Origin of the sequence: Streptomyces sp. NPDC002574, from assembly GCF_042889545.1 — a bacterium.
Taxonomy (GTDB): Bacteria; Actinomycetota; Actinomycetes; order Streptomycetales; family Streptomycetaceae; genus Actinacidiphila.
On the sequence record NZ_JBIARB010000001.1, the window covers coordinates 213,643 to 235,516 of the forward strand.

Sequence of the window (21,874 nt, forward strand, 5' to 3'; positions counted from 1 at the left end):
AGATATATCCTGTGGACAGCAGAGGGAGACACCCGCACCCACCCCCACGGGAGAAGCGATGACATCCGTGCCGCGCACCGTCCGATGGCTGCTCCCCGTGGTGCTGCTGGTCGCCTGGCTGGGGATCGGCGGCACCCTCGGCCCTTACGCGGGCAAGCTGGGCGAGGTCTCCACCAACGACCAGGCGGCCTTCCTCCCGCGCAGCGCAGAGTCCACGAAGGCGCTCGCCGAACGGCAGGCGTTCCGCCGGGGCGAGACCGTGCCGGCGATCGTCGTCTGGACCGCGGACCGCGGACCCGTCACCGACGCCCAGCGGGAGGCCGCCACCGCGGCCCTGGCCTCCCTGGCCGGGACCGAGGGAATGACCGGTCACCCCTCCCCCGCGCTGCGCTCCCGTGACGGCCGGGCGCTGGAGGGCGTGCTGCAGCTCCGCCCCGACCTCGGGCGGCAGGTGCAGGACACCGTCGACCGGATCTCCGCCGCGGCCGGGCGCGTGCCCGGCACCACCGCGCACGTCGCCGGGCCGGCCGCCTCGCAGGCCGACCTGGGCGACGCCTTCGCGGGCATCGACGGGCTGCTGCTGCTCGTCGCCCTCGGCGTGGTGCTGGTGATCCTGCTGCTGGTCTACCGCGCGGTGCTGCTGCCGCTGGTCGTCATCGCCGGCTCGGTCCTCTCCCTCGGTCTCGCCTGCGGCGTGGTGTACGTGCTCGCCGAGCACGGCGCGGTCCGGGTGGACGGCCAGGTGCAGGGCATCCTGTCGATCCTCGTCATCGGCGCCGCGACGGACTACGCCCTGCTGCTGTCGGCCCGCTTCCGGGAGGAACTCGCCGCGCGCGGCGACCGGTTCGCCGCCATGCGGGCGGCGCTGCGCCGCTCGGCGGGGGCGATCGTGGCGAGCGCCGCCACCGTGGCGCTCGCGCTGCTCGCCCTGCTGGCCAGCGACCTGACGAACAACCGGGCGCTGGGCCCGGTCGGCGCCGTAGGCGTCGTCTGCGCCGTGGCGAGCAGCCTCACCTTCCTGCCCGCCGTCCTGCTGCTGCTCGGCCGGGCCGCGTACTGGCCCGCCCGGCCGCGTCCGGCGCGGGAGGGGGGCCGGGGGGTGTGGCAGCGGGTGGCCGCGCTCGTGGACCGGGCGCCGCGCCGGGTCTGGGCCGCGAGCCTGGCGGTGCTGGTCGCCTGCGCGGCCTTCTCCCCCGCCCTGACCGCCCGGGGCGTGCCGCTGGACGAGATCTTCGTCCACCAGGCCCCCTCGGTGACCGCCCAGCGCGTCCTCGGCGAGCACTTCCCGGGCGGCTCCGGCAACCCCGCCGTGGTGGTCGCCGCCGCGGGCCGGCTGCCCGAGGTGACCCGGACGGCCGAAAGCACCTCCGGAGTTTCCTCCGCCGCCGCGGTCACGGCCTCCGGCCGCCCCGGCCAGGGCGAGCCGCTGGTCGCCGGCGGCCGGGCACAGCTGGAGGTGACCCTGAGGGACGCCGCCGACAGCGACGCCGCGAAGGCCACCGTGGAACGGCTGCGGCGCGCCGTGCACGCGGTACCCGGCGCGAACGCCGTGGTCGGCGGGTACACGGCGCAGCAGCTGGACACCCAGCGCACCGCCGAGCGGGACCGCACGCTCGTGGTGCCCGTCGTCCTCGCGATCATCCTGCTCATTCTGGTGGCCCTGCTGCGCAGCCTGCTGCTGCCGCTGCTCCTGGTCGCCACGGTGGCGCTGAACTTCGCCGCCACCTTGGGTGTGTCGGCGCTGGTCTTCCCGCACGTGTTCGGCTTCTCGGCGACGGACGCCTCGGTCCCGCTGTACGGCTTCGTCTTCCTGGTCGCGCTCGGCGTCGACTACAACATCTTCCTGATGACCCGGGTCCGGGAGGAGACGCTGCGGCACGGGACCCGGCAGGGCGTCCTGCGCGGCCTGACCGCCACCGGGGGCGTGATCACCTCGGCGGGCGTGGTGCTGGCGGCGACCTTCGCGGCACTGGGCGTGATCCCGCTGGCCTTCCTGGTGCAGATCGCCTTCATGGTGGCGTTCGGCGTGCTGCTGGACACCACGCTGGTGCGTTCGCTGCTGGTGCCCGCGCTGGTGCGGGACATCGGGGCCCGGGTGTGGTGGCCGGGGGCCGCCGCGCGGTGCGGGGAGGACGACGGCACGCCGCAGGACCCCGCGGCGGGGGCCGCGGAGCCGAGGCAGCGTCAGACCACCTGATGCAGCCACCGGACGGGGGCGCCCTCGCCCGCGTACCGGAAGGGCTCCAGCTCGTCGTCCCAGGGCTTGCCGAGGAGCTTGGCGACCTCGGTCTCGAGGTCGGCCTCGCCCTTGCGGGCCCGGGCGAGCGCGGCGCGCAGCCGGTCCTCGGGGATGAGGATGTCGCCGTGGATGCCGGTGACGGCATGGAAGATGCCCAGCTCGGGGGTGCTGCTGTAGCGCTCCCCCTCGGCGGACGGGCACGGCTCCGCCGTCACCTCGAAGCGCAGCAGATGCCAGCCGCGCAGCGCGGACGCCAGCTTGGAGGCGGTGCCGGGATCTCCCTGCCAGGAGAACTCGGCCCGCCACGTGCCCGGAGAGGCGGGCTGGCGGATCCAGTCGAGGTTCACGCGCACGCCGAGCACGCCCGCGACGGCCCACTCGACGTGTGGGCACAGCGCGCGCGGTGCGGAGTGCACGTACAGAACTCCACGTGTCGTCACCGGGACCTCCAGTGTGGGACGAGGTACGCCTTCCCCAGCGGCCTCATGCCCATAACCGAGCCATCCGGGACAGCAGTGGACATTCTGCACTAATCATAACGAATGAGACAAGATCTGACTTCTGATCACCTCTTTCCCCTCAGGCGTCAGGGAAAAAGCTACCGCGCGGCGTCTCCCGAGGAGTGACGTACTGTCGGGATCACCGAGAAGTCACCCACTCGTCGGAGGGAGCAGCGATGCGGGAGCCGCTCCGGCGCGGTATGCGCGGCGCCACCGTCGCTCTGACCGGTCTGCTCACAACGGCCCTGGTGGCGGCCTGTTCCGTGACCGGCCCCGGGGCCCCGGCGGCCGCCGGGAGCGGTGCCGCGAGCCCCCGTCCGAGCGCCTCGGCGGCCCTGGCGTGGAACACCCGGCCGGCCTCTTTGGCCGCGCTCGGGGATTCCATCACCCGGGGTTTCGACGCGTGCGGCGTGTTGACGGACTGTCCGGAACTGTCCTGGGCGACCGGCAGCGGGGCCTCGGTGACCAGCGTCGCCGGCCGGCTGCTCGCCCGCCCCTCCGCCGCGAGCTGGAACCTGGCGGCCAGCGGCGCCCGGATGGCCGACCTGCCGGCCCAGGCGGAGCGGGCCGTGGCGCTGCGGCCGCAGCAGGTGGTGATCCTCATGGGCGCCAACGACGCGTGCGCGCCCAGCACCGCCCGGATGACCCCGGTGGACACCTTCCGCCAGGAGTTCGCCACCGCGTTGCGCACCCTGCACCGAGGGCTGCCCCGGACGCAGGTCTTCGTCGCGAGCGTGCCCGACCTGCTGCGGCTGTGGGACGTCGGGCGGCACAACGTCCTGGGCCGGCAGATCTGGAAGCTCGGCCTGTGCCCGTCCATGCTGGCGGACCCCGAGTCGACGGACGCCGCGGCGAACGCGCGACGGCAGGCCGTACGGGAGCGGGTGATCGCGTACAACAGCGTGCTGGGGCAGGAGTGCGCGCGCTGGAAGCGCTGCCGCTCCGACGGCGGCGCGGTCTTCGACTACCGCTTCACCTCGGCCGAGTTGAGCCCGTTCGACTGGTTCCACCCCAGCGCGCGGGGGCAGTCGCGGCTCGCGGGGATCGTCTACGGCGCGGCCTTCGGCTCCTGAGCGGTCGCCCGGCGGGCCGCCCGGGCCCCTTTGTATACGACGGCGCGGCCGGTCTCCGGCACGCGGTCCGGCCTCACTTCGGCAACAACGCCCACACGCGGGTGACTTTGCCATTGACACCGCCCGGAGCCCGTAACTACGGTCCCTTCAACATTTCGAACGGGTGACGAAATCTCGAACGACCGTCCTTAAGGGGCAACTTCCGTGCGCATCACCGGCATCAGCACGCATGTCGTCGGCACTCCCTGGCGCAACCTCACCTACGTGCTCGTCCACACCGACGAGGGCCTGACGGGCGTCGGCGAGACGCGCATGCTGGGCCACACCGACGCACTGCTCGGCTACCTCCACGAGGCGTCCGCAAACCACATCACCGGCTCCGATCCGTTCGCGGTGGAGGATCTCGTCCGGCGGATGAAGTACGGCGACTACGGCCGGGCCGGCGAGATCGTCATGTCGGGGATCGCGGTCGTCGAGATGGCCTGCTGGGACATCAAGGGCAAGGCCCTCGGCGTGCCGGTGTGGCAGCTGCTCGGCGGCAAGGTGAACGAGAAGGTCAAGGCCTACGCCAACGGCTGGTACACCACCGAGCGCACCCCGGAGGCCTACCACAAGGCCGCCACCGCGGTCGTGGAGCGCGGCTACCGGGCGCTGAAGATCGACCCGTTCGGCACCGGCCACTTCGAACTGGACCACGCGGCCACCGCGTACTCCCTCTCCCTCATCGAGGCCGTCCGCGACGCGATCGGACCCGAGGCCGAACTGCTGGTCGAGATGCACGGGCGCTTCAGCCCGGCGACCGCGATCCGGATCGCGAAGGAACTGGCGCCGTTCAAGCCGAGCTGGATCGAGGAGCCGGTGCCGCCGGAGAACCTCAAGGCCCTGGCGAAGGTGGCCGCGCACACCGACCTGCCGATCGCGACCGGCGAACGCGTCCACGACCGCTACGAGTTCCGCGAGCTGTTCGAGCTCCAGGCAGCCGACGTCATCCAGCCCGACCTCGGCCACATCGGCGGCATCAACGAGGTCCGCAAGCTCGCCGCCACCGCCGAGACGCACTACGTGCTGGTCGCCCCGCACAACGTCGGCGGCTCGGTGCTCACCGCGGCGAGCCTCCAACTGGCGGGCTGCACGCCCAACTTCAAGATCCTCGAGCACTTCAACGACTTCGCTGACTCCGAGATCAAGAAGGTCGTCAAGGGTGCCCCCGTGGTGGGGCCGGACGGGTACTTCACCCTGTCGGACGCCCCCGGCCTCGGTGTCGAGCTCGACGTGGACGCCGCCGCCGAGTTCCCCCAGCAGCAGGCGCGCTTCGACCTGTGGGCCGAGGGCTGGGAGCGCCGGCAGCCGGGTGGCGCGAAGTGACCGCCCCTTCCCCCCGCGCGGTCGTCCTCGACGGGCCCGGCCGGCACCGGATCGTGCCCGCGGAACCGGTCGCTCCCGGCCCGGGCGAGGCACTTGTCCGCGTGCACGCGGCCGGGATCTGCGGCAGCGACCGCGAGGTCCACGCGGGCACCCGCCCGAAGGGGTACGTGCGTTACCCCGTCACCCCCGGGCACGAGTGGTCCGGCACGGTGGAGGCGGTCGGCCCCGGGGTGGGCGCGGAGCTGACCGGCCGCAAGGTCGTCGGCGAGGGCTTCCGCAACTGCCAGGTCTGCGACCGCTGTCACGCCGGGGAGACCACGCTGTGCGGCGCCCCGTACGAGGAGACCGGCTTCACGCAGCCCGGCGCGATGGCCGACACCCTCACCCTGCCCGCCCGGCTGCTGCACGTCCTGGACGACGCCGCCGACCTGCGCTCCGCCGCGCTCCTGGAGCCGGCGGCGTGCGTGGCGGCCGCGCTGCTGAAGGCGCCTGCCGCGCCGGGCGAGCGGGTGGCCGTCGTGGGCACCGGCACGCTCGGGATGCTGGCGGTGCAGTTCCTGGCCGCGGTGTCCCCCGCGGAACTGCTCGTGGTGGGCGCCCGGCGCGACCGGGAGGAACTGGCCGCCTCGTTCGGCGCCACGATGTTCCGCACGGCCGACGAACTGCCGGACGCGGCCGCCGCGGACTTCGACCTCGTCGTGGAGGCGGCCGGTTCCGCCTCCGCCGCCCGTACCGGCGCGGGACTGCTGCGCCGCGGCGGCCGACTGGCCCTCACCGGAATCCCGGAACCCGGGGCCGCGTTGGGGCTGGACCCGACCGACCTGGTGGTCCGGCAGCTGACCGTGCACACGGTGTTCGGCGCGCCGCCGGCCGCGTGGGCGCACACGGTACGGGCGTTCGGCGCGGGAGTGCTCACCCCGGCCCCCCTGATCACGCACGAGCTGCCCCTGGAGGACTACGCGGGGGCGCTCGGCCTGCTGGCGAACCGGGACCCGAAGGTGGGCAAGGTGCTGCTGCGCCCATGACCCGGCCCGGCCCCGTACGGCCTTGGGCGGCGATGTCCCCCTCCGTACCGGCCCGTACCCAATGACCCGAACGTCGTCCGATATCCCGAACACGCCCTCGCAGATCTGGAACGGCACCACCGGCACCGACGAAGGAGCACCGTGACCGACGCTTCCACCACGAGTCCCGAGAGGACCGGCACCGCGCCCGGACCCCGTCACCCAGGGCAGCACGCCCTCGCCCTGCTCGGTCACGGTGCCCCGGCGGACGACCCGGCCGACGCCTCCCCGCACTCCTTCCCCGACGGCGGCACCTGGCGCACCGAGATCCCCTCCGTGGAGGGCCCCGAGGCGCTGGCCACCGTGCTCGAGGAGGCCGAACGGCTGGACGTGCCGGTGCACCGGATCAGCCAGGGCAGCGGGATCTGGATGCTGACCGACGCGGAGATCACCGAGATGGTGGCCGCGTGCGCCGAACGCGACGTCGAGCTCTGCCTGTTCACCGGTCCCCGCGGCACCTGGGACATCGGCTCCGCCACCCGCACCGACTCCCGCGGCGGGGGCCTGCGCGCCCGCGGCCACGACCAGGTGGCCGGCTGCGTCGAGGACGCCCTGCGGGCGGCCGCGCTGGGCGTGCGCTGCCTGCTCGTCGCCGACGAGGGCGTGCTGTGGCTGCTGCACCGGCTCCGCGAGCAGGGCCTGCTGCCCGCCGACACCACCTTCAAGGTCTCCGCGCTGGTCGGCCCGGTCAACCCGGCCGCCTACGCGGTGTGGGAGCGGCTCGGCGCCGACTCCGTCAACATCCCCTCCGACCTGACCCTCCAGCAGATCACCGAGATCCGCAGGACCAGCCGGGCCCCGATGGACTTCTACATCGAGGCCCCCGACGACCTCGGCGGCTTCGTCCGGCTCTACGACGCGGCGGAGCTGATCCGCCGCGGCGCCCCGATCTACCTCAAGTTCGGCCTGAGCAAGGCCCCCGGCATCTACCCGTACGGACGGCAGTTGCGGGACGTCGCCCTGGCGACCGCCCGCGAACGGGTCCGCCGCGGACGCCTCGTGCTCGACCTGCTCTCCCGGCTCGGCGCGGACGGCGGGCTCTCCCCGCTGGGCGCGCGGCTGCCCGGGCCGCTCCACCGCTTTCCCCAGGACATCACGACCGACCAGGGCCAGGCGACCGACCTCCGCCTGTCCCCCGAAAGGATCTGATCAGCCATGCGCATCGCGAGAGCCGCCCACCTGCGCACCACAGCCGCGCTGATAGCCACGCTCGCCCTCGGGGCCACCGCGACCGCCTGCGGGCAGAGCGACAACAGCGGCGGCGGCGACAAGGACGGTGGGAAGGGCGGCACCATCGGCATCGCCATGCCCACCAAGTCGTCCGAGCGCTGGATCGCCGACGGCGACAACATGGTCAAGCAGTTCCAGGCCAAGGGCTACAAGACCGATCTGCAGTACGGCGACGACAAGGTGGAGAACCAGGTCGCCCAGATCCAGAACATGATCACCAAGGGCGACAAGCTCCTGGTCGTCGCCGCCATCGACGGCTCGGCCCTCAGCGACGTGCTGCAGCAGGCGCACGACGCGGGCATCAAGGTCATCTCCTACGACCGCCTGATCCTCGGCTCGCAGAACGTCGACTACTACGCCACCTTCGACAACTTCAAGGTGGGACAGCTCCAGGCGGGCTACATCGTCGAGAAGCTCGGGCTGAAGGACGGCAGCAAGAAGGGCCCCTTCAACATCGAGCTGTTCGCCGGCTCGCCCGACGACAACAACACCAAGTACTTCTTCAACGGCGCGATGGACGTGCTCCAGCCGTACATCGACAAGAAGCAGCTGGTGGTCAAGAGCGGCCAGACCGGGCTCACCCAGGTCACCACGCTGCGCTGGGACGGCGCCACCGCCCAGGCCCGCATGGACGACCTGCTGAGCAAGTCGTACACCTCCGCCAACGTGGACGCGGTCCTGTCCCCGTACGACGGCATCTCCCGCGGCGTCATCTCGGCGCTCAAGAGCGTCAGCTACGGCAGCGGCAAGAAGCCGCTGCCGATCGTCACCGGCCAGGACGCCGAGGTCGCCTCGATCAAGTCGATCATCGCGGGCGAGCAGGCCCAGACCGTCTACAAGGACACCCGCGAACTGGCCAAGGTCGCCGTCCAGATGGGTGACGCGGTCCTCACCGGCGGCAAGCCCGAGGTCAACGACACCAAGACCTACGACAACGGCACCAAGGTCGTCCCGACCTTCCTGCTGCCGCCGGTCAGCGTCGACAAGTCCAACTACAAGGAGATCGTCGTCGACTCCGGCTACATCAAGGAGTCCGAGCTCCAGTAGTCGCGGAGCCGGACCACGACCGACGATCGTCACCCCACTCCAACCGAGGAGAACGGAAAGCAGGAATGGCCGGACCCGTCCTCGAAATGCGCTCCATCACCAAGACCTTCCCAGGGGTCAAGGCGCTCTCCGATGTCACCCTGACAGTGGCCGAGGGCGAGGTCCACGCCATCTGCGGTGAGAACGGTGCGGGCAAGTCGACCCTGATGAAGGTGCTCAGCGGGGTCTATCCGCACGGCAGTTACGAAGGGGAGATCCTCTTCCAGGGGGAGCCCTGCGCCTTCCGCGACATCCGCGCCAGCGAGCAGCGCGGCATCGTGATCATCCACCAGGAGCTCGCCCTGGTGCCCTACCTGTCGATCGCCGAGAACATCTTCCTCGGCAACGAGCACTCCACGCGCGGCGTCATCAGCTGGAACGAGACGCTGCGGCACGCCGGCCGGCTGCTGAAGCGGGTCGGGCTCGCCGACCCGCCCAACACCCGGGTCGCCGACATCGGTGTCGGCAAGCAGCAGCTCGTCGAGATCGCCAAGGCGCTGTCCAAGGAGGTCAAGCTCCTCATCCTGGACGAGCCGACGGCCGCCCTGAACGACGAGGACAGCCGCAAACTCCTTGATCTGATCCTGGAGTTCAAGGAGCACGGCATCTCCTGCATCATCATCTCGCACAAGCTCAACGAGATCGCGAGGGTCGCCGACTCCATCACGATCCTGCGGGACGGCCGGACCATCGAGACGCTGGACATGAAGGGCACCGCCGAGGACGGCACCCCGGCGGTGACCGAGGAGCGGATCATCCGCGGCATGGTCGGCCGCGACCTCGACCACCGCTTCCCCGAGCGCGAGCCCGACATCGGCGAGGTGGCCTTCGCCGTCGAGGACTGGACCGTGCACCACCCGATCGACCAGCAGCGCAAGGTCGTCGACGGGGTCTCGCTCAACGTCCGCAGCGGCGAGATCGTCGGCATCGCCGGCCTGATGGGCGCCGGCCGCACCGAACTGGCCATGAGCGTCTTCGGCCGCTCCTACGGCCGCGGCATCTCCGGCCGGGTCTACCTGCGCGGCAAGGAGATCCGCACCCGTACCGTCCCCGAGGCGGTCGCCCACGGCATCGCCTATGTCACCGAGGACCGCAAGCACTACGGGCTCAACCTGATCGACGACATCAGCCGCAACATCTCGCTGAGCGCGCTGTCCAAGGTGGCCCGGCGCGGCATCGTCAACCAGCACGAGGAGGCCCGGGTCGCCGAGTCCTTCCGCTCGACGATGAACATCAAGGCGCCCACCGTCTTCGAGACCACGGGCAAGCTGAGCGGCGGCAACCAGCAGAAGGTCGTCCTCAGCAAGTGGATCTTCGCGGGACCGGAGATCCTCATCCTCGACGAGCCCACGCGCGGCATCGACGTCGGGGCCAAGTACGAGATCTACACGGTCATCAACGACCTGGCGGCCCAGGGCAAGGCCGTCGTCTTCATCTCCTCCGAACTGCCGGAACTGCTCGGTATGTGCGACCGCATCTACACGATGTCTGCGGGCCGGCTGACCGGGGAGATCCCGCGCGAGAGCGCGACCCAGGAAGTGCTGATGCGCCACATGACCATGGACCGAGGGAACTGAGATGGGCAGCCCGGTGAAGACCGACAAGACTCCTCCGCCGCCCGCCGGAGGCGCGGCCGCGGCGGGGGGTGGACCGGCGGGGACCGCCGGCTACCTCCTGCAGGCCGCACGGCGCAACATGCGCCAGTACGGCATGATCATCGCGCTCGTGCTGATCGCCGCGCTGTTCCAGATATGGTCCGGCGGCATCCTGCTCAAGCCGCAGAACGTCACCAACCTGATCGGCCAGAACAGCTACATCCTCATCCTGGCCATCGGCATGATGGTGGTGATCATCGCCGGTCACATCGACCTGTCCGTCGGATCGCTTGCGGCCTTCGTCAGCGCCGCCGCGGCCGTGATGATCATCCATCACCATGTCTCCTGGCCGCTGGCCCTGGTGGTTTCCCTGCTGATCGGCGCCGTCGCCGGGGCCTGGCAGGGCTACTTCATCGCCTACGTCGGCATCCCCTCCTTCATCGTGACGCTGGCCGGCATGCTGCTCTTCCGCGGCGGCACGCAGATCCTGCTGGAGGGCCAGTCCGTCTCGCCCTTCCCGACCGGCTTCCAGAAGATCGGCAACGGCTTCCTGCCCGAGGTCGGGCCGCACACGAACTACCACAACCTCACCCTGCTGATCGGCCTCCTGGTCATCGCCATCGCCGTCATGCAGGAGATCCGCGACCGCCGCCAGCAGGTCGCCTACGACCTCGACGTGCTGCCGCGCCGGTTCTTCCTGCTCAAGCTGCTCGCCATCGTCGCCTGCGTGGTCGCCTTCACCATGACGCTGGCCAGCTACCACGGCGTGCCCATCGTGCTGCTCATCCTGGCCGGTCTGCTGATCGTCTTCGGCTTCGTGATGCGCAACGCGGTCGTCGGCCGGCACGTCTACGCCCTCGGCGGCAACCAGGCCGCGGCGAAGCTCTCCGGCGTCAAGGACCGGCGCGTGGTCTTCCTGGTCTTCGTCAACATGGGCGTGCTCGCCGCCCTCGCCGGCCTCGTCTACGCCGCACGGCTCAACGCGGGCGTCCCCCAGGCCGGCATCAACTTCGAGCTGGAGGCCATCGCCGCCGCCTTCATCGGCGGTGCCTCGGCGACCGGCGGCGTCGGGACGGTGCTGGGCGCCATCATCGGCGGCCTGGTGCTCGGCGTGCTCAACAACGGCATGTCGCTGGTCGGCATCGGCACGGACTACCAGCAGGTCATCAAGGGCCTGGTGCTGCTGGCCGCGGTCGGCTTCGACGTGTGGAACAAGCGCAAGGTCGGATCCTGACGTCCGCCCTTCCGTCAGCGCAGCGGCGCCGGCCGCCGTCCGTCACCGGACGGCGGCCGGCGCCGCTCCCGTGTGAAGTCGCACCGGGAACGGACGTACATTGATCACTGGCGCGGCGCTCGGGGCGGTCGCGCCCGCGACGAGCGGGACCAGCGCCCTCGCGGCCGGCACGAACGGGCCGGCCGCCCACACGACAAGGGGCCCGCGGGTGGGACACAGGTGAGCAAGGAACACTTCGGGACCCTGGAGGACGGGACCAAGGTCGACATCTGGACCGTGCGGGGCGGCGGGATCGCCCTGCGGGTGCTGTCGTACGGCGGGATCGTGCAGTCCCTGGAACTGCCCGACCGCCACGGGCACCGGGCCAACGTCGCCCTCGGCTTCGACGACCTCGACGACTACGTGGCCCGCAGCCCGTACTTCGGCGCGCTCATCGGGCGGTACGGCAACCGGATCGCGCGGGGCACCTTCACCCTGGACGGTACGACGTACCAGGTGCCGGTCACCGACGGGCCCAACAGCCTGCACGGCGGCGACCAGGGGTTCGACAAGCGGGTCTGGGCGGTGGAGAGCTTCACCGACGGCGGCGACGCGGGGCTCGTGCTGCGCCGCACCAGCCCGGACGGCGAGATGGGCTTCCCGGGGACGCTCGACGTCCAGGTGGTCTACACGCTGACCGAGGACGCGCGGTGGCGCATCGACTACACCGCCACCACCGACCGGGCGACGGTGGTCAACCTCACCAGCCACACGTACTTCAACCTGCGCGGCGAGGGCAGCGGCGGCGTCGACGACCACGAGGCCGAGATCGCGGCACACCGCTACACACCGGTCGACGCCACGCAGATCCCGACCGGCGAGCTGGCGCCCGTCGAGGGCACGCCGTTCGACTTCCGCGCCGCGAAGCCCATCGGCCGCGATCTGCGCACCCCGCACCAGCAGATCCTGTACGGGCAGGGGTTCGACCACAACTTCGTGCTCGACAAGGGCCGCACCGACCTGCCCGAGCACGTGGCCACGGTCACCGACCCGGTCTCCGGCCGCAGGCTGCGGCTCGCCACCACCGAGCCGGGCATGCAGTTCTACACCGGCAACTTCCTCGCCGGTGCGTTCGCGGGCCCCTCCGGGCACGTCTACCGGCAGGGCGACGCCTTCTGCCTGGAGACCCAGCACTTCCCGGACTCCCCCAACCGCCCGTCCTTCCCCTCGACGGTCCTGCGGCCCGGGGAGACGTACCGCTCCACCACGGTGCACTCCTTCGACGTCCGCTGAGCCGGTCGCCCGGACCCGCCGGGATCAGGACGCGTCCTGCCAGTACAGCGCGGGTCTGGGCGAGCCCGGCTTGGCGGACGCGAAGGCGGGCGGCACCTCGGTGGTCAGCGCGGGGTAGAGGTCCGTGGCCGGGGCTTGCGGCGGTTGCGGTTGCTGCTGTTGCTGTTGCAGGGGCATCTGCATCTGGGCGGCCATCGGCTGCGGCTCGTACACCGGTTGCGGGCCCATCGGCTGCGGCTCGTAGACCGGCGGCGGGGCCATCCGCTGGGGCTCGTACACCGGTTGCTGCGGCGCCGGCGGGAGCGGCGGCGGCGGCTCGTACACCGGCTGCGGGGGCTGGGCCTGCGGGAGCTGGAGCTGCTGCGGGACGGGCGCGGGGGCGGGTACCGGCTGCGGCGCGGGCTGGATCTGCGGGAGCTGCTGGACCTGCGGTGCCGGTGCCGGTTCCGGCACGGGAGCGGGCTCGGGCGCGGCCGCGTACCAGGTGCTGCCGTACAGCACCGTGCTCAGCCCGGTCAGGAGGCGCTGGACGTCCCCTTGCGGCCGCACGACCAGGCGCATGAAGCGGCTGCTGCTGCCGAGCTTGTTGCCGCACTCCCGGACCAGGACGCCGTGCTCGGCGAGCAGCCGGTCGCGGAGAACCGCGCCGTCCACGCCGTCGGGCAGCTTGACGAAGACGAAGTTGCCCTGTGAGGGGTAGACGGTCAGGCCGGGCAGCGCGGCCAGTTGCCAGATCATCTCCTGGCGGTCGCGGGAGACCATGTGCAGGCTCTGCGCGTACTCCTCGCGGTGGTCCTTGAGCATGAAGACGACCGCTTCGGCGAAGGAGTTGAGGTTCCACTTGGGCAGCATCCGGCGCACCTTCCCGGCGAGGGCCGGGTTGGCGACCATGTAGCCGAAGCGGATGCCGTGCAGGCCGAAGTTCTTGCCGAGGCTGCGCAGCACGATGACGTTGGGCCGCAGCACGGCCTCGGCCGCCACGCTGGGCCACGCCTCGGCGTCGGCGAAGTCCAGGAAGGACTCGTCGATGACGACCAGGTCGAGGTCGGCGAGGGCGTCCATGAGGCCGACGACCGCGTGCTTGGGGAGGAAGCCGCCGTCGGGGTTGTTGGGGTTGCAGATGACGGCCGTGCGCGAGCCGCGGGCCCGGACGAACGAGACGAAGGCCGCCGGGTCGAGTGCGAACCCGGCGGCCTCGGGGAGGAGGAACATGTCGACGCGCTTGCCGGTCTCCATCGGCTGATCGGTCCAGCGGCCGAAGGTCGGTATGGGGACGGCGAGGCTGTCGCGGACCAGGAGGTGGTCGATCCAGGTGATCAGCTCGGTGGAGCCGTTGCCCATGGCGACGGTCTGCGGGTTGAGGCCGAGCAGGGAGCACAGCTCGCCGGTGATGACGTCGGTGCTGCTCGGGTAGTAGGTGAGGATGTCCTGCATCGAGCGCTGCAGCTTCTCGTACATCGCCGGGCTCGGGAAGTACGGATTGCACGGGATGCAGAAGTCGACGATGTCCGCCGCCCCTTCGGGGGAGGACACGCCACCGGCGCGGCGCAGGGCGAAGTACGAGGGACTGTGCGCGGTGTTGGCGCGGAACAATTCGGTGGCATTACCGGTGACGCCGACGGCGACGGTCACGGCAGGACCTCCCTCGATCACAGAGGCCGCGCCGCGGCGGCCTGCTTCCCCTTGCCCGCGCACCTCTGTCGCATTTCCTCACAGGCGGGGCGTGTGGGGCGTATGCGGGACAAGAGGTGCGCAGGACGGCTGTCTTGCGGTCTTTCGCAGTCCTTTACGGCCCGGCTCCGGCTTCCGTTCAGCACCCTCACCGCCTGGCGGCGGCCCGGGGATCCGCCTCAGCCGCCGGCGGCCGCGGTGAGGATCGCGCGGAGCTGGGCGGTGATGGCCAGACGGTTGGCCACGAACTCGGGATCGGAGACGGTGCCGGTGCCGGGGTCGGTGTTGCCGGCGCCGAACTGCAGCACAGGGGTGTGGACATGGCCCCCGGGCGCGGGGAGCGCGAGGACGTCGCGGAGCAGGGTGGCGCGGTAGGCGATCTCGTTGGAGAGGTAGTCGCCGCCGCCCCCGGCGCGCGCCGTGGAGCCGGGTGTCGGACCGGAGTCGCCGGCGACGGGCACGGTGGCCCCGGCCGGGATCTCCGTGACCGCGGTGTTGTCGTGCACCGGGTAGGGACCGGTCCCGGCCGCGACGATCGCCCGGTACGGCAGCCCGGTGGTGGTCCACTGCGGCGCCTCGTGGCCGTACGGGACGGGAACCGGACCGGTGACCCGGACGTCGGCGTTGTCCGAATGGCCGCCGCGCCAGGCCCCGTTGAAGCGTTCGAGGTCGAAGCGGTCGGCGCGGCCCTGACTGACGGTGGCGAACAGGTCGACGCGGTGCGGGCCCGGACGGAACCACGGGCGCAGGGCGCGTTCGACGGTGCCCCCCGTGAAGTCGTCCCAGCGCACGGGGAAGACGACGGCCTCCACGCGGACCGGGCCGGCAGCGGTGCGGATCGTGACGCCGTCCAGGGCGAGCGCGGCGGCCCCCGAGGGGTTGCTGCGGCGGACGTCGACGTCGAGCCGGAAGGGGTCGAAGCCGGTCAGCAGGATGCGTCTGACGCCCGCGACCGTGGGCGGCCGGACGGTGTCCTGACCCCGGGAGGTCCGCTCCAGCCGGTCCAGCAGGGCGGCGCGCCCGTGCTCCTCCAGCGGGAAGGACGGCTGCCACACGCGCAGGGTCCGGGTGAGGGCGAGCCGGGCCCAGTACAGCGGCCGGTCGTCGTCGCGGCTGAGGTCGCCGCCGGCCGGGCCGCGCCCCTGGACCCTGCCGACCGCGTCCTGCCACAGTGCGCGGCCGTGGTGGCGCACGACGCGCTGCGCCGCCGCCCTGGACCGCGCCGCCGCCAGCGCCCGGGCGAAGCGGGGGGCGGCGGCGTCGAAACCGCTGCGGCGCAGGAGCTCCTGGGGCACGGCCCGGTCCAGCCGGGCCTCCTCCACGGTCGGCTCCGGGACGGTGCCGGCGGTCCCGGGGACGGTCGCGAAGGGGGCGCCGGCGGGCGGCGCGAGGGCCGGCACGCCGGTCCGGGTGGGGGGCCGCACTGTCCGGGAACCTCCGAGCTGATCAGGTGCGCACCAGGTGGAGCGTCCTCCCAGCATTCCGGACCCGCACGGCGGAACGCCAGGGGGCTCCGCCCCGGCGCCCGCCGGGTCAGCGCAGCAGCGAGGCGATCGTGAGCCGGACGAAGGTGATGGTGTCGTACGGGGTGGCGCTCCCGGTCTCGTACAGCAGGCCGACGTGCTCGCTGTCGATCTGCACCAGGTCCGAGTAGGCGGCCTTGGTGTCCGACACCCGGTACCCGCGCGACCAGGTCACCCCGTCGTCGAGGCTCGCCCGCACGGTCATCCCCACCCGGTCCCGGGGCTCGCCCGGGGCGGCCAGCAGCAGCGGGCCCGAGCCGCGGCCGTTGTACGTCTGCAGCAGGCTGCCCTCGACGGACGGCGCGGTGATCCCGGGAACGGTCCGGAACGGGGCCAGCAGGGTCGTGCCGCCGTCGGCGCTCCAGGCGTGGGCCCGGCTGCCGCGGTCGGTGCCCTTCTGGTCGCGGGCGTTGAAGTACACGCGGCCATCGGGGAGTTGGGCGACAGCGGTCTCGTTGACATTGATCCGGCCGTCCCCGGCGGTGTCCACGTAGCCGATCCGCCAGGTCCTGCCGCCGTCGTCGCTCAGCAGGCTGTGGCCCGCGTACCAGCGGGGCTCCGCGCCGTTGTCCCCGCTGCCCGGCGACGGGGTGACGGAGTGGTTGGCGCCGACGACGAGCCGGCCCTTGTGCGGACCGGTGGTCAGCACGATGCCGTGCCCGGGGCCGGTGGCGTACCAGCGCCAGCCGGGGCGCTTGACCTGTGCGGTGATCTCGCGCGGCCGCGACCAGGTGACCCCGGCGTCGTCGCTGGTCCGCACGAAGACGCGCCGCCCGTCGGCCGGGACGGCGTCGCCGGACATGATGTCGGCCTCGGTGGTCGCGCCGCCGTTGCGGGTGGTCAGCAGCACCAGCCGCCCGGACGGTTCCACCACCGGCGCGGGGTTGCCCAGGGTGTTCGGCCCGGCGTCCGCGATCCTGCGCAGCGCCGTCCAGGTGCAGCCGCCGTCCTTCGAGCGGCGCTCGACGACATCGACGTCACCGTGGTCCGCGCCGGACTCCCGCCGGCCCTCCGCGAAGGCGACGAGCACGGGCCCCGAGGGGCCGGACCCGGGCACCTGGACCACCGCGGGGATGCGGAAGGTGCTGTAGTCCTTCTGGCCCGAGACGAAGACCCTGGTCGGCGCGCACCCGGCACCGGAGCCCGCGGGCTCCGCCGGGGTCGCCGGCACCGGCTGGCAGGCCGCCGCCAGGGCCGCGCACACGGCCGTCACCAGACGCCCAGCCCACCGCACCACGCGTCACTCCCCGTACCGACCGGCGCAAACACTCCGGACAGTAACAAAAGGGACGCGGCTGCCCCGGCCCCGGCTGCCGTCCGGCGCGGCGTGCCGCGGGGATCACCCGCGGGGCGCGGGCGCCTACGCCGCCTTCCGCACGAGGAAGAAGATGCTCGGCCCGAACGTCACCCGAGCCAGCGGCCGCTGCAGCGCCTCCTCGGCGCGGACCAGGGTGCCCCGGGACACCACCCGCTTCAGCCGAGTGCTGCGCAGGTTCGACACCGACAGCCGCTGCTGCACACGCAGCCCGGCGGCCTCCAACTGGGCCGCCACGGTGCGCGGGTGGTGGTTGACGAAGGGGATGCTCTCGCGCTCGCGGTTGGCGGCGGAACGGATGTCGACCGGTTCCAGCGGAACACGCCGGCGACGGGCCGCGTACCGCAGCCGGTTGGCGGCGTGCGCCAGGTTGGCGCTCTCGACGACCGCGGTGCCCCCGGGCCGCAGGACCCGCGCGATCTCCGCCAGGGCGGGCGCCGGGTCGGGCAGGTGGTGCATGACCCGGACCATCGTCACCAGGTCGACGCTGCCGGAGTGGAGGCCGAGGCCGGACACGGTCGTCAGCCGCATGCTGACGCCCGCGAGGCCCGCCAGGTACTCCTCCGCGTCGTCCAGTTGACGGCGGCTGGAGTCCAGCAACGTGACCCGGTCGGCGAACTCCCGCAGCACCGGCACGAGACGCCCGTATCCGCCGCCGACGTCCGCCGCGTGACCGAAGTGGCGGCCGGCCAGCAGCCGGCGCAGCGCGGCGACCTCGGCGTCGTGCTCGTAGCCGCGGCCGTCCCAATAGGTGCGGTAGCTCCGCTGGTTGTCGTCGTACTGATCGGCCCGCTGTGCCATCGCGTCCCCCTCGCGTCCTGCCGTCACCTGACACAGTTCAGGTCACGTACGGCACCGGGAACGGTTCCCTCCGCAAGGTCAGGGCTTGCGAAGGTCCAGCGGACGCGGCGCGCTCCCGGGCGCCGCCTCCGGTCCGGCCTCCGCGGGCCGGTCGTCGGCCTGCGGCGGCAGCAGGTCGCGGACCAGCAGGGTGGCGCCGGCCACGGCGCCCGGCATCAGGAAGACCGCCACGACCGGCACGAGGAAGCACAGCACCAGCGGCACACCGAACCCGAGGCTCAGCATCATCCGGCCGCGGAGCATCCGCAGCCGCTCGCGGAGCGGCACCTCGCGGCGCTGGAAGGCGACACCGCTGAGTTCCAGGGCCAGGAAGAAACCGGAGACGCAGAAGCCGATCACGGGCACCACGGTCTGCCCGACGACGGGGATGAAGCCCGCGGCGAACAGCGCGACGGTCCAGACCGTGACGCGCACCAGCACCCGCAGGCTGTCCCAGGCGGACCGCAGCAGCTCGCGCCACAGCGGGACGTCCGGGCTGTCCGGGGCGCCGCCCTCGGTGTCGTCGACCCGCTCCGCCAGCGACTCGTAGAAGGGCTGCCCGACCAGCAGCGTCACGGCGGTGAAGGAGATCACCGCCAGTACGAGGCCGCCGCCGAAGACGACGACCGTGAGCAGACCGCGGAAGAGCCCCTGCCACGGCGAGCCCCAGTCGTCGGCGAAGGGGGTCGCCCAGGCGGTCGCGTCGTCCGCCCAGAACGCCAGCACGACCAGCGCGGCCAGGTACCCGACAAGGGTGATCAGCGCGGGCAGCAGCCCGAAACCGAACCAGCGGCCGTGCCGGACGACCCAGCGCTGGCCGTCCACGAAGTGACGTATCCCGGTCGCAAGATCTCCCATGCGCGACAGGGTATGCGACCTCCCGGGGACGGGGGGACCGTCCGGCCGCCGCGCATCGGGATCAGGCCACGATCTCGCAGTCAGCCGGTCCGGACGGCTCGGCGTCGAAGAGGCACACATCGGTGTCGGCGGCCACCCCTGCCGGGCACGCGATCGCGTCGGTGCCCTCCGTCCCCGTCACCACCGCACCCGCGACGGCCGTGCCGTTCACCGTGCGGGGCGCCACCGCCGCAAGGGGGTCCGGCGGCCCGCGCGGAACCCGTCAGCGGGGCGGAGGGGCGGGGCCGGGGGACACCGCGGCCCGGCGCACGGCCGGGCGCCCGCGCGCGCCGGAGCGGGACGGGCGGCGGACCCGCGGCCGCAGTGCCGCCGGACGCGCCAACACGCCCCGCGGGGGCCCGACGGCCCGGCGCGGGCCCGGTGAGCAGCAGCGGAACCGACGCGCGCCGTCCGTCGGCGGGCGGGGCGGGGCGGTCACACGCCGGGCCTCAGTCTTGCGTTCGGGGGCACGTCAGGTGCTCGTAACGTCGAGTGGGGAACGTGAGATCGCACGGCCGCACGTCAACGCCCCGCACCTCAACGCCCCGAACAGCATTGGAGTCCGTGTGTACGCATGGGGAGACCTGACCGTCCGCTGTCCCGCCGACCGAGGTGTGCGGGCGCTGGAGCTCCTTCCCACCGCGCTCGCGGCGGGGGCCCTCCCAGGCGACGGCCGGGCCGGTGAGCCACTGGCCACGGCCGCGCGCGCCGGCGACGCGGTGACCGAACCGTACGCGGCCGCGCGCACGTTGCGGCGCGGGGCGACGGCGTCCTCGCTGCGCGAGCGCGCGCACGAGGCCGCGGACGACGTCGTCACCACCGAACTGGCCACGGACGACGGACTCGTCCTGCGCCACCGGGTGGTGCGGGGCGACGGCTTCGTCCGGGTCCGTACGAGCGCGGTCAACGAGGGCGACCGGCCGCTGACGCTGGAACTGCTGAGCTCGTTCACCCTCGGCGGCCTCACCGTGTTCGCCGGGGATCCCGGAGAGGGCGGGGCGGGGGACCCGGAACCCGGGCGCCACGTCGTGCACCGCCTGCGCTGCGCCCGCGGGGCCGAGGCCCGGCTGGTCTCCGAGACCGTCGAACGACTCGGCCTGGAGCGGCCCCGGGACGGCGCGGCCGGCACGGTGGCGGAGCGGTTCGGGGCCACGGGGCTGCTGCCGGTCGTGGGATGGCTTCCGTTCCTGGCCGTGGAGGACACCGTGGCGGGCGTCGTGTGGGGCGTCCAGCTGGCCGCGTCGGGGCCGTGGCAGATGGAACTGCTGCGCTCCGGTGCGGAGCTGGCCATCGGCGGCGGCCCGGCCGACGCCGGCTTCGGCGGATGGCGCCTTGCGCTGCCGCCGGGCGGCAGCCTGCACGCCCCGGAGGCGGTGCTGTCCGTGGTGCGCGGCGGCCTCGACGAGCTCTGCCACCGGCTGACCTCCGCGCAGTCCGGGCATCCGCGCCCGGGCGCGGAACCCTCCCTGCCCGTCGGCTTCACCGTGGACGACCCGTCCCACGACCGGGTGCTCGCACTGGCCGACCGGCTCGCGGGCACGCCCGTCCGCCACGTCACGCTCGGCCCCGGCTGGTACGGCGACCCCGGCACCGACGCGGACCGCACCCACGGCGACTGGGAGCCCAGTGCCGCCCGCTTCCCCGACGGCCTCGCCGCGACGGCCGGGGCGCTGCGGGAGCGCGGGTTCGTACCCGGCCTGTGGTGGGAGCCGGAGACCACCGGCGAACTGTCCAAGCGGTACGGCGCCGAGGACGGGCACGTCGCCCACCTCCCCGGCGAGGGGACGCCCGCCGCGGTCGCCGGACGGCGTCTGCTGGACCTGCGCCGCCCGGAGGTGGCGGAACCGCTGGTCGACCGGATGACGGCGGTGCTGCGGGACTTCGGGTACCTGACCGTCGACTGCGGCGCGGACCTGGCGGCCGACGGCGAGACGTCCCGTCAACTGGGCGAGGCCGCCGTCGACTTCCTCCGGGCGCTCGCCGCGCGCCTGCCGGACCTCGTGATCGAGAACCGCGCGGGCGGCGGGCGACGCGTCACCCCCGCGTACACCGCGGTCACCGCGCTGTCGTACGGGACGGGCGCCGTCGACGCGCGGGAGATCCCCGTCGTCGCGGCGAACCTGCACCGCGTGCTGCTGCCCCGGCAGTCCCTGGTCCCGGTGGAGCTCGGGGAGCAGGACGACGACCGCACCCTGGTCTCCCGCCTCGCCGCGGGCTTCCTGGGCCGGATGTCCCTGTCCGGCGACCCCGCCCGGCTGGACGCGGCCCGCTGGGCACTGGTGCGGCGGGCGCTGGCGCTGTACGAGCGCGCGGCCCCCGTCATAGCGGACGGGATCTCCCTGCACGGCGGCACGCGCGCCGCCGACGCCGCGGGCAACGCCACGGGCTGCCAGTCCGTGCTCCGCGTCTCCCCGGACGGTCTGCGTGCCCTCGCCGTCCTGCACACCTTCGCCGACCCCGGGGACTCCGCGGGCCTGGTCCTCCCCGAGGGCCTGTGGACCGTCGACGCCGCGCTCACCCCCTTCGGTGCCCCGCTCTCCCTGGCCGGAGCCCGTCTCCGCTGGCACCACCCGGGCCCCTGGGCGGGCGCGGTGGCCCTCCTGTCGGCCACCCGTCACTGACGGCTCACCCGGGGAGGCGGTCGCCGCCTCCCCGGGAGCCTCCGGCCGGCGATCGGGCACGGTGCACATGCCGTGCCCGGCGTGCCTCGCGGCAGCCGTCCCTCCGCGGTCCGGCACTCACGCCGTGCGCCAGGCCGTGACCGGCCCCGGCGGCGTAAGCACCGGGCGGCGGGCGCGCCTCAGCGGCGCCCGCGAGCGGTTCCACGAAGCCGGGCCCGAACCGGCGTTCCCGCCGTCCGGCACGCACCGCCGCGCCGAGGAGGCCGGCCGTCTGCCCGGCGGCGCTTCGCGCACGTCCCAACCGGCCCCGGACAACGGACCGTTGGGCCCGGGCCGGACAGGCATCCCC

17 protein-coding genes are annotated in these 21,874 nt (G+C 73.0%); 10 read left to right on the forward strand and 7 right to left on the reverse strand.

Annotation, left to right across the window (positions count from 1 at the left end):
- Positions 1 to 58: 58 nt before the first annotated feature.
- Positions 59 to 2,197, forward strand: coding sequence for an MMPL family transporter (locus tag ACFYXS_RS01055; protein ID WP_389242424.1), 2,139 nt, complete (start codon positions 59 to 61; stop codon positions 2,195 to 2,197).
- Here ACFYXS_RS01055 and ACFYXS_RS01060 read toward each other — a convergent pair.
- Complete coding sequence (locus ACFYXS_RS01060) at positions 2,185 to 2,679, reverse strand: DUF3145 domain-containing protein (protein ID WP_319662641.1); 495 nt, start codon at positions 2,677 to 2,679, stop codon at positions 2,185 to 2,187. The two genes, ACFYXS_RS01055 and ACFYXS_RS01060, sit on opposite strands and share 13 nt — an antisense overlap.
- A gap of 236 nt (positions 2,680 to 2,915) precedes the next feature.
- Here ACFYXS_RS01060 and ACFYXS_RS01065 point away from each other — a divergent pair, with 236 nt between their 5' ends.
- The 8 genes from ACFYXS_RS01065 to ACFYXS_RS01100 all read left to right on the forward strand — a co-directional run bounded on the left by ACFYXS_RS01065 (position 2,916) and on the right by ACFYXS_RS01100 (position 12,658).
- A complete protein-coding gene (locus ACFYXS_RS01065; protein ID WP_389242426.1) occupies positions 2,916 to 3,812 on the forward strand; it encodes an SGNH/GDSL hydrolase family protein in 897 nt (298 codons plus the stop codon).
- Positions 3,813 to 4,016: 204 nt separating this feature from the next.
- The gene (locus tag ACFYXS_RS01070) at positions 4,017 to 5,177 is read left to right on the forward strand and encodes a mandelate racemase/muconate lactonizing enzyme family protein (RefSeq protein WP_389242428.1); all 1,161 of its coding nucleotides are present in this window, start codon (positions 4,017 to 4,019) and stop codon (positions 5,175 to 5,177) included.
- Positions 5,174 to 6,202 (forward strand): zinc-binding dehydrogenase, encoded by a 1,029-nt coding sequence (locus ACFYXS_RS01075; RefSeq protein WP_389242430.1) that lies wholly within the window; start codon positions 5,174 to 5,176, stop codon positions 6,200 to 6,202. Before ACFYXS_RS01070 ends, ACFYXS_RS01075 begins: the two co-directional genes overlap by 4 nt.
- Positions 6,203 to 6,343: 141 nt before the next feature.
- Positions 6,344 to 7,390, forward strand: a complete 1,047-nt coding sequence (locus ACFYXS_RS01080; protein WP_389242432.1) for a hypothetical protein — start codon at positions 6,344 to 6,346, stop codon at positions 7,388 to 7,390.
- Positions 7,391 to 7,396: 6 nt separating this feature from the next.
- Positions 7,397 to 8,518: a multiple monosaccharide ABC transporter substrate-binding protein gene (chvE, locus tag ACFYXS_RS01085; protein ID WP_389242434.1), complete on the forward strand. Its 1,122-nt coding sequence runs from the start codon at positions 7,397 to 7,399 to the stop codon at positions 8,516 to 8,518.
- Between the two features lie 65 nt (positions 8,519 to 8,583).
- Positions 8,584 to 10,134: a multiple monosaccharide ABC transporter ATP-binding protein gene (gene mmsA, locus ACFYXS_RS01090; protein WP_389242436.1), complete on the forward strand. Its 1,551-nt coding sequence runs from the start codon at positions 8,584 to 8,586 to the stop codon at positions 10,132 to 10,134.
- A gap of 1 nt (position 10,135) precedes the next feature.
- The gene (gene mmsB, locus ACFYXS_RS01095; protein ID WP_389242438.1) at positions 10,136 to 11,386 is read left to right on the forward strand and encodes a multiple monosaccharide ABC transporter permease; all 1,251 of its coding nucleotides are present in this window, start codon (positions 10,136 to 10,138) and stop codon (positions 11,384 to 11,386) included.
- 219 nt (positions 11,387 to 11,605) lie between these two features.
- The gene (locus tag ACFYXS_RS01100; RefSeq protein WP_389242440.1) at positions 11,606 to 12,658 is read left to right on the forward strand and encodes an aldose epimerase family protein; all 1,053 of its coding nucleotides are present in this window, start codon (positions 11,606 to 11,608) and stop codon (positions 12,656 to 12,658) included.
- A gap of 24 nt (positions 12,659 to 12,682) precedes the next feature.
- On the opposite strand, the gene ACFYXS_RS01105 is transcribed toward ACFYXS_RS01100, so the two are convergent.
- The 6 genes from ACFYXS_RS01105 to ACFYXS_RS01130 all read right to left on the reverse strand — a co-directional run bounded on the left by ACFYXS_RS01105 (position 12,683) and on the right by ACFYXS_RS01130 (position 19,091).
- A complete protein-coding gene (locus ACFYXS_RS01105) occupies positions 12,683 to 14,290 on the reverse strand; it encodes a pyridoxal phosphate-dependent aminotransferase (protein WP_389242442.1) in 1,608 nt (535 codons plus the stop codon).
- 218 nt (positions 14,291 to 14,508) lie between these two features.
- A complete protein-coding gene (locus tag ACFYXS_RS01110) occupies positions 14,509 to 15,753 on the reverse strand; it encodes a pyroglutamyl peptidase (protein ID WP_389242444.1) in 1,245 nt (414 codons plus the stop codon).
- A 109-nt stretch (positions 15,754 to 15,862) separates the two neighbouring features.
- Positions 15,863 to 17,089: an exo-alpha-sialidase gene (locus ACFYXS_RS01115; RefSeq protein WP_389242446.1), complete on the reverse strand. Its 1,227-nt coding sequence runs from the start codon at positions 17,087 to 17,089 to the stop codon at positions 15,863 to 15,865.
- 123 nt (positions 17,090 to 17,212) lie between these two features.
- Positions 17,213 to 17,968, reverse strand: coding sequence for a class I SAM-dependent methyltransferase (locus tag ACFYXS_RS01120; protein WP_389242448.1), 756 nt, complete (start codon positions 17,966 to 17,968; stop codon positions 17,213 to 17,215).
- Positions 17,969 to 18,046: 78 nt separating this feature from the next.
- Positions 18,047 to 18,865, reverse strand: coding sequence for an EI24 domain-containing protein (locus ACFYXS_RS01125; RefSeq protein ID WP_389242450.1), 819 nt, complete (start codon positions 18,863 to 18,865; stop codon positions 18,047 to 18,049).
- A 61-nt stretch (positions 18,866 to 18,926) separates the two neighbouring features.
- Entirely contained in the window at positions 18,927 to 19,091 is a 165-nt protein-coding gene (locus tag ACFYXS_RS01130; protein WP_389242452.1) for a hypothetical protein, read from the reverse strand.
- Between the two features lie 379 nt (positions 19,092 to 19,470).
- On the opposite strand from ACFYXS_RS01130, the gene ACFYXS_RS01135 reads away from it, so the two are divergent.
- On the forward strand, positions 19,471 to 21,525 hold the full coding sequence (locus tag ACFYXS_RS01135; RefSeq protein WP_389242454.1) for a glycoside hydrolase family 36 protein: 2,055 nt from the start codon (positions 19,471 to 19,473) through the stop codon (positions 21,523 to 21,525).
- The last annotated feature ends 349 nt before the right edge of the window (positions 21,526 to 21,874 follow it).

Excerpts from the sequence above, each read along its gene's own strand:
- chvE (WP_389242434.1), top strand. The coding sequence starts at position 7,397 with ATGCGCATCGCGAGAGCCGCCCACCTGCGCACCACAGCCGCGCTGATA.
- ACFYXS_RS01065 (WP_389242426.1), top strand. The coding sequence starts at position 2,916 with ATGCGGGAGCCGCTCCGGCGCGGTATGCGCGGCGCCACCGTCGCTCTG.
- mmsB (WP_389242438.1), top strand. The coding sequence starts at position 10,136 with ATGGGCAGCCCGGTGAAGACCGACAAGACTCCTCCGCCGCCCGCCGGA.
- mmsA (WP_389242436.1), top strand. The coding sequence starts at position 8,584 with ATGGCCGGACCCGTCCTCGAAATGCGCTCCATCACCAAGACCTTCCCA.
- ACFYXS_RS01055 (WP_389242424.1), top strand. The coding sequence starts at position 59 with ATGACATCCGTGCCGCGCACCGTCCGATGGCTGCTCCCCGTGGTGCTG.
- ACFYXS_RS01120 (WP_389242448.1), bottom strand. The coding sequence starts at position 17,968 with ATGGCACAGCGGGCCGATCAGTACGACGACAACCAGCGGAGCTACCGC.
- ACFYXS_RS01125 (WP_389242450.1), bottom strand. The coding sequence starts at position 18,865 with ATGGGAGATCTTGCGACCGGGATACGTCACTTCGTGGACGGCCAGCGC.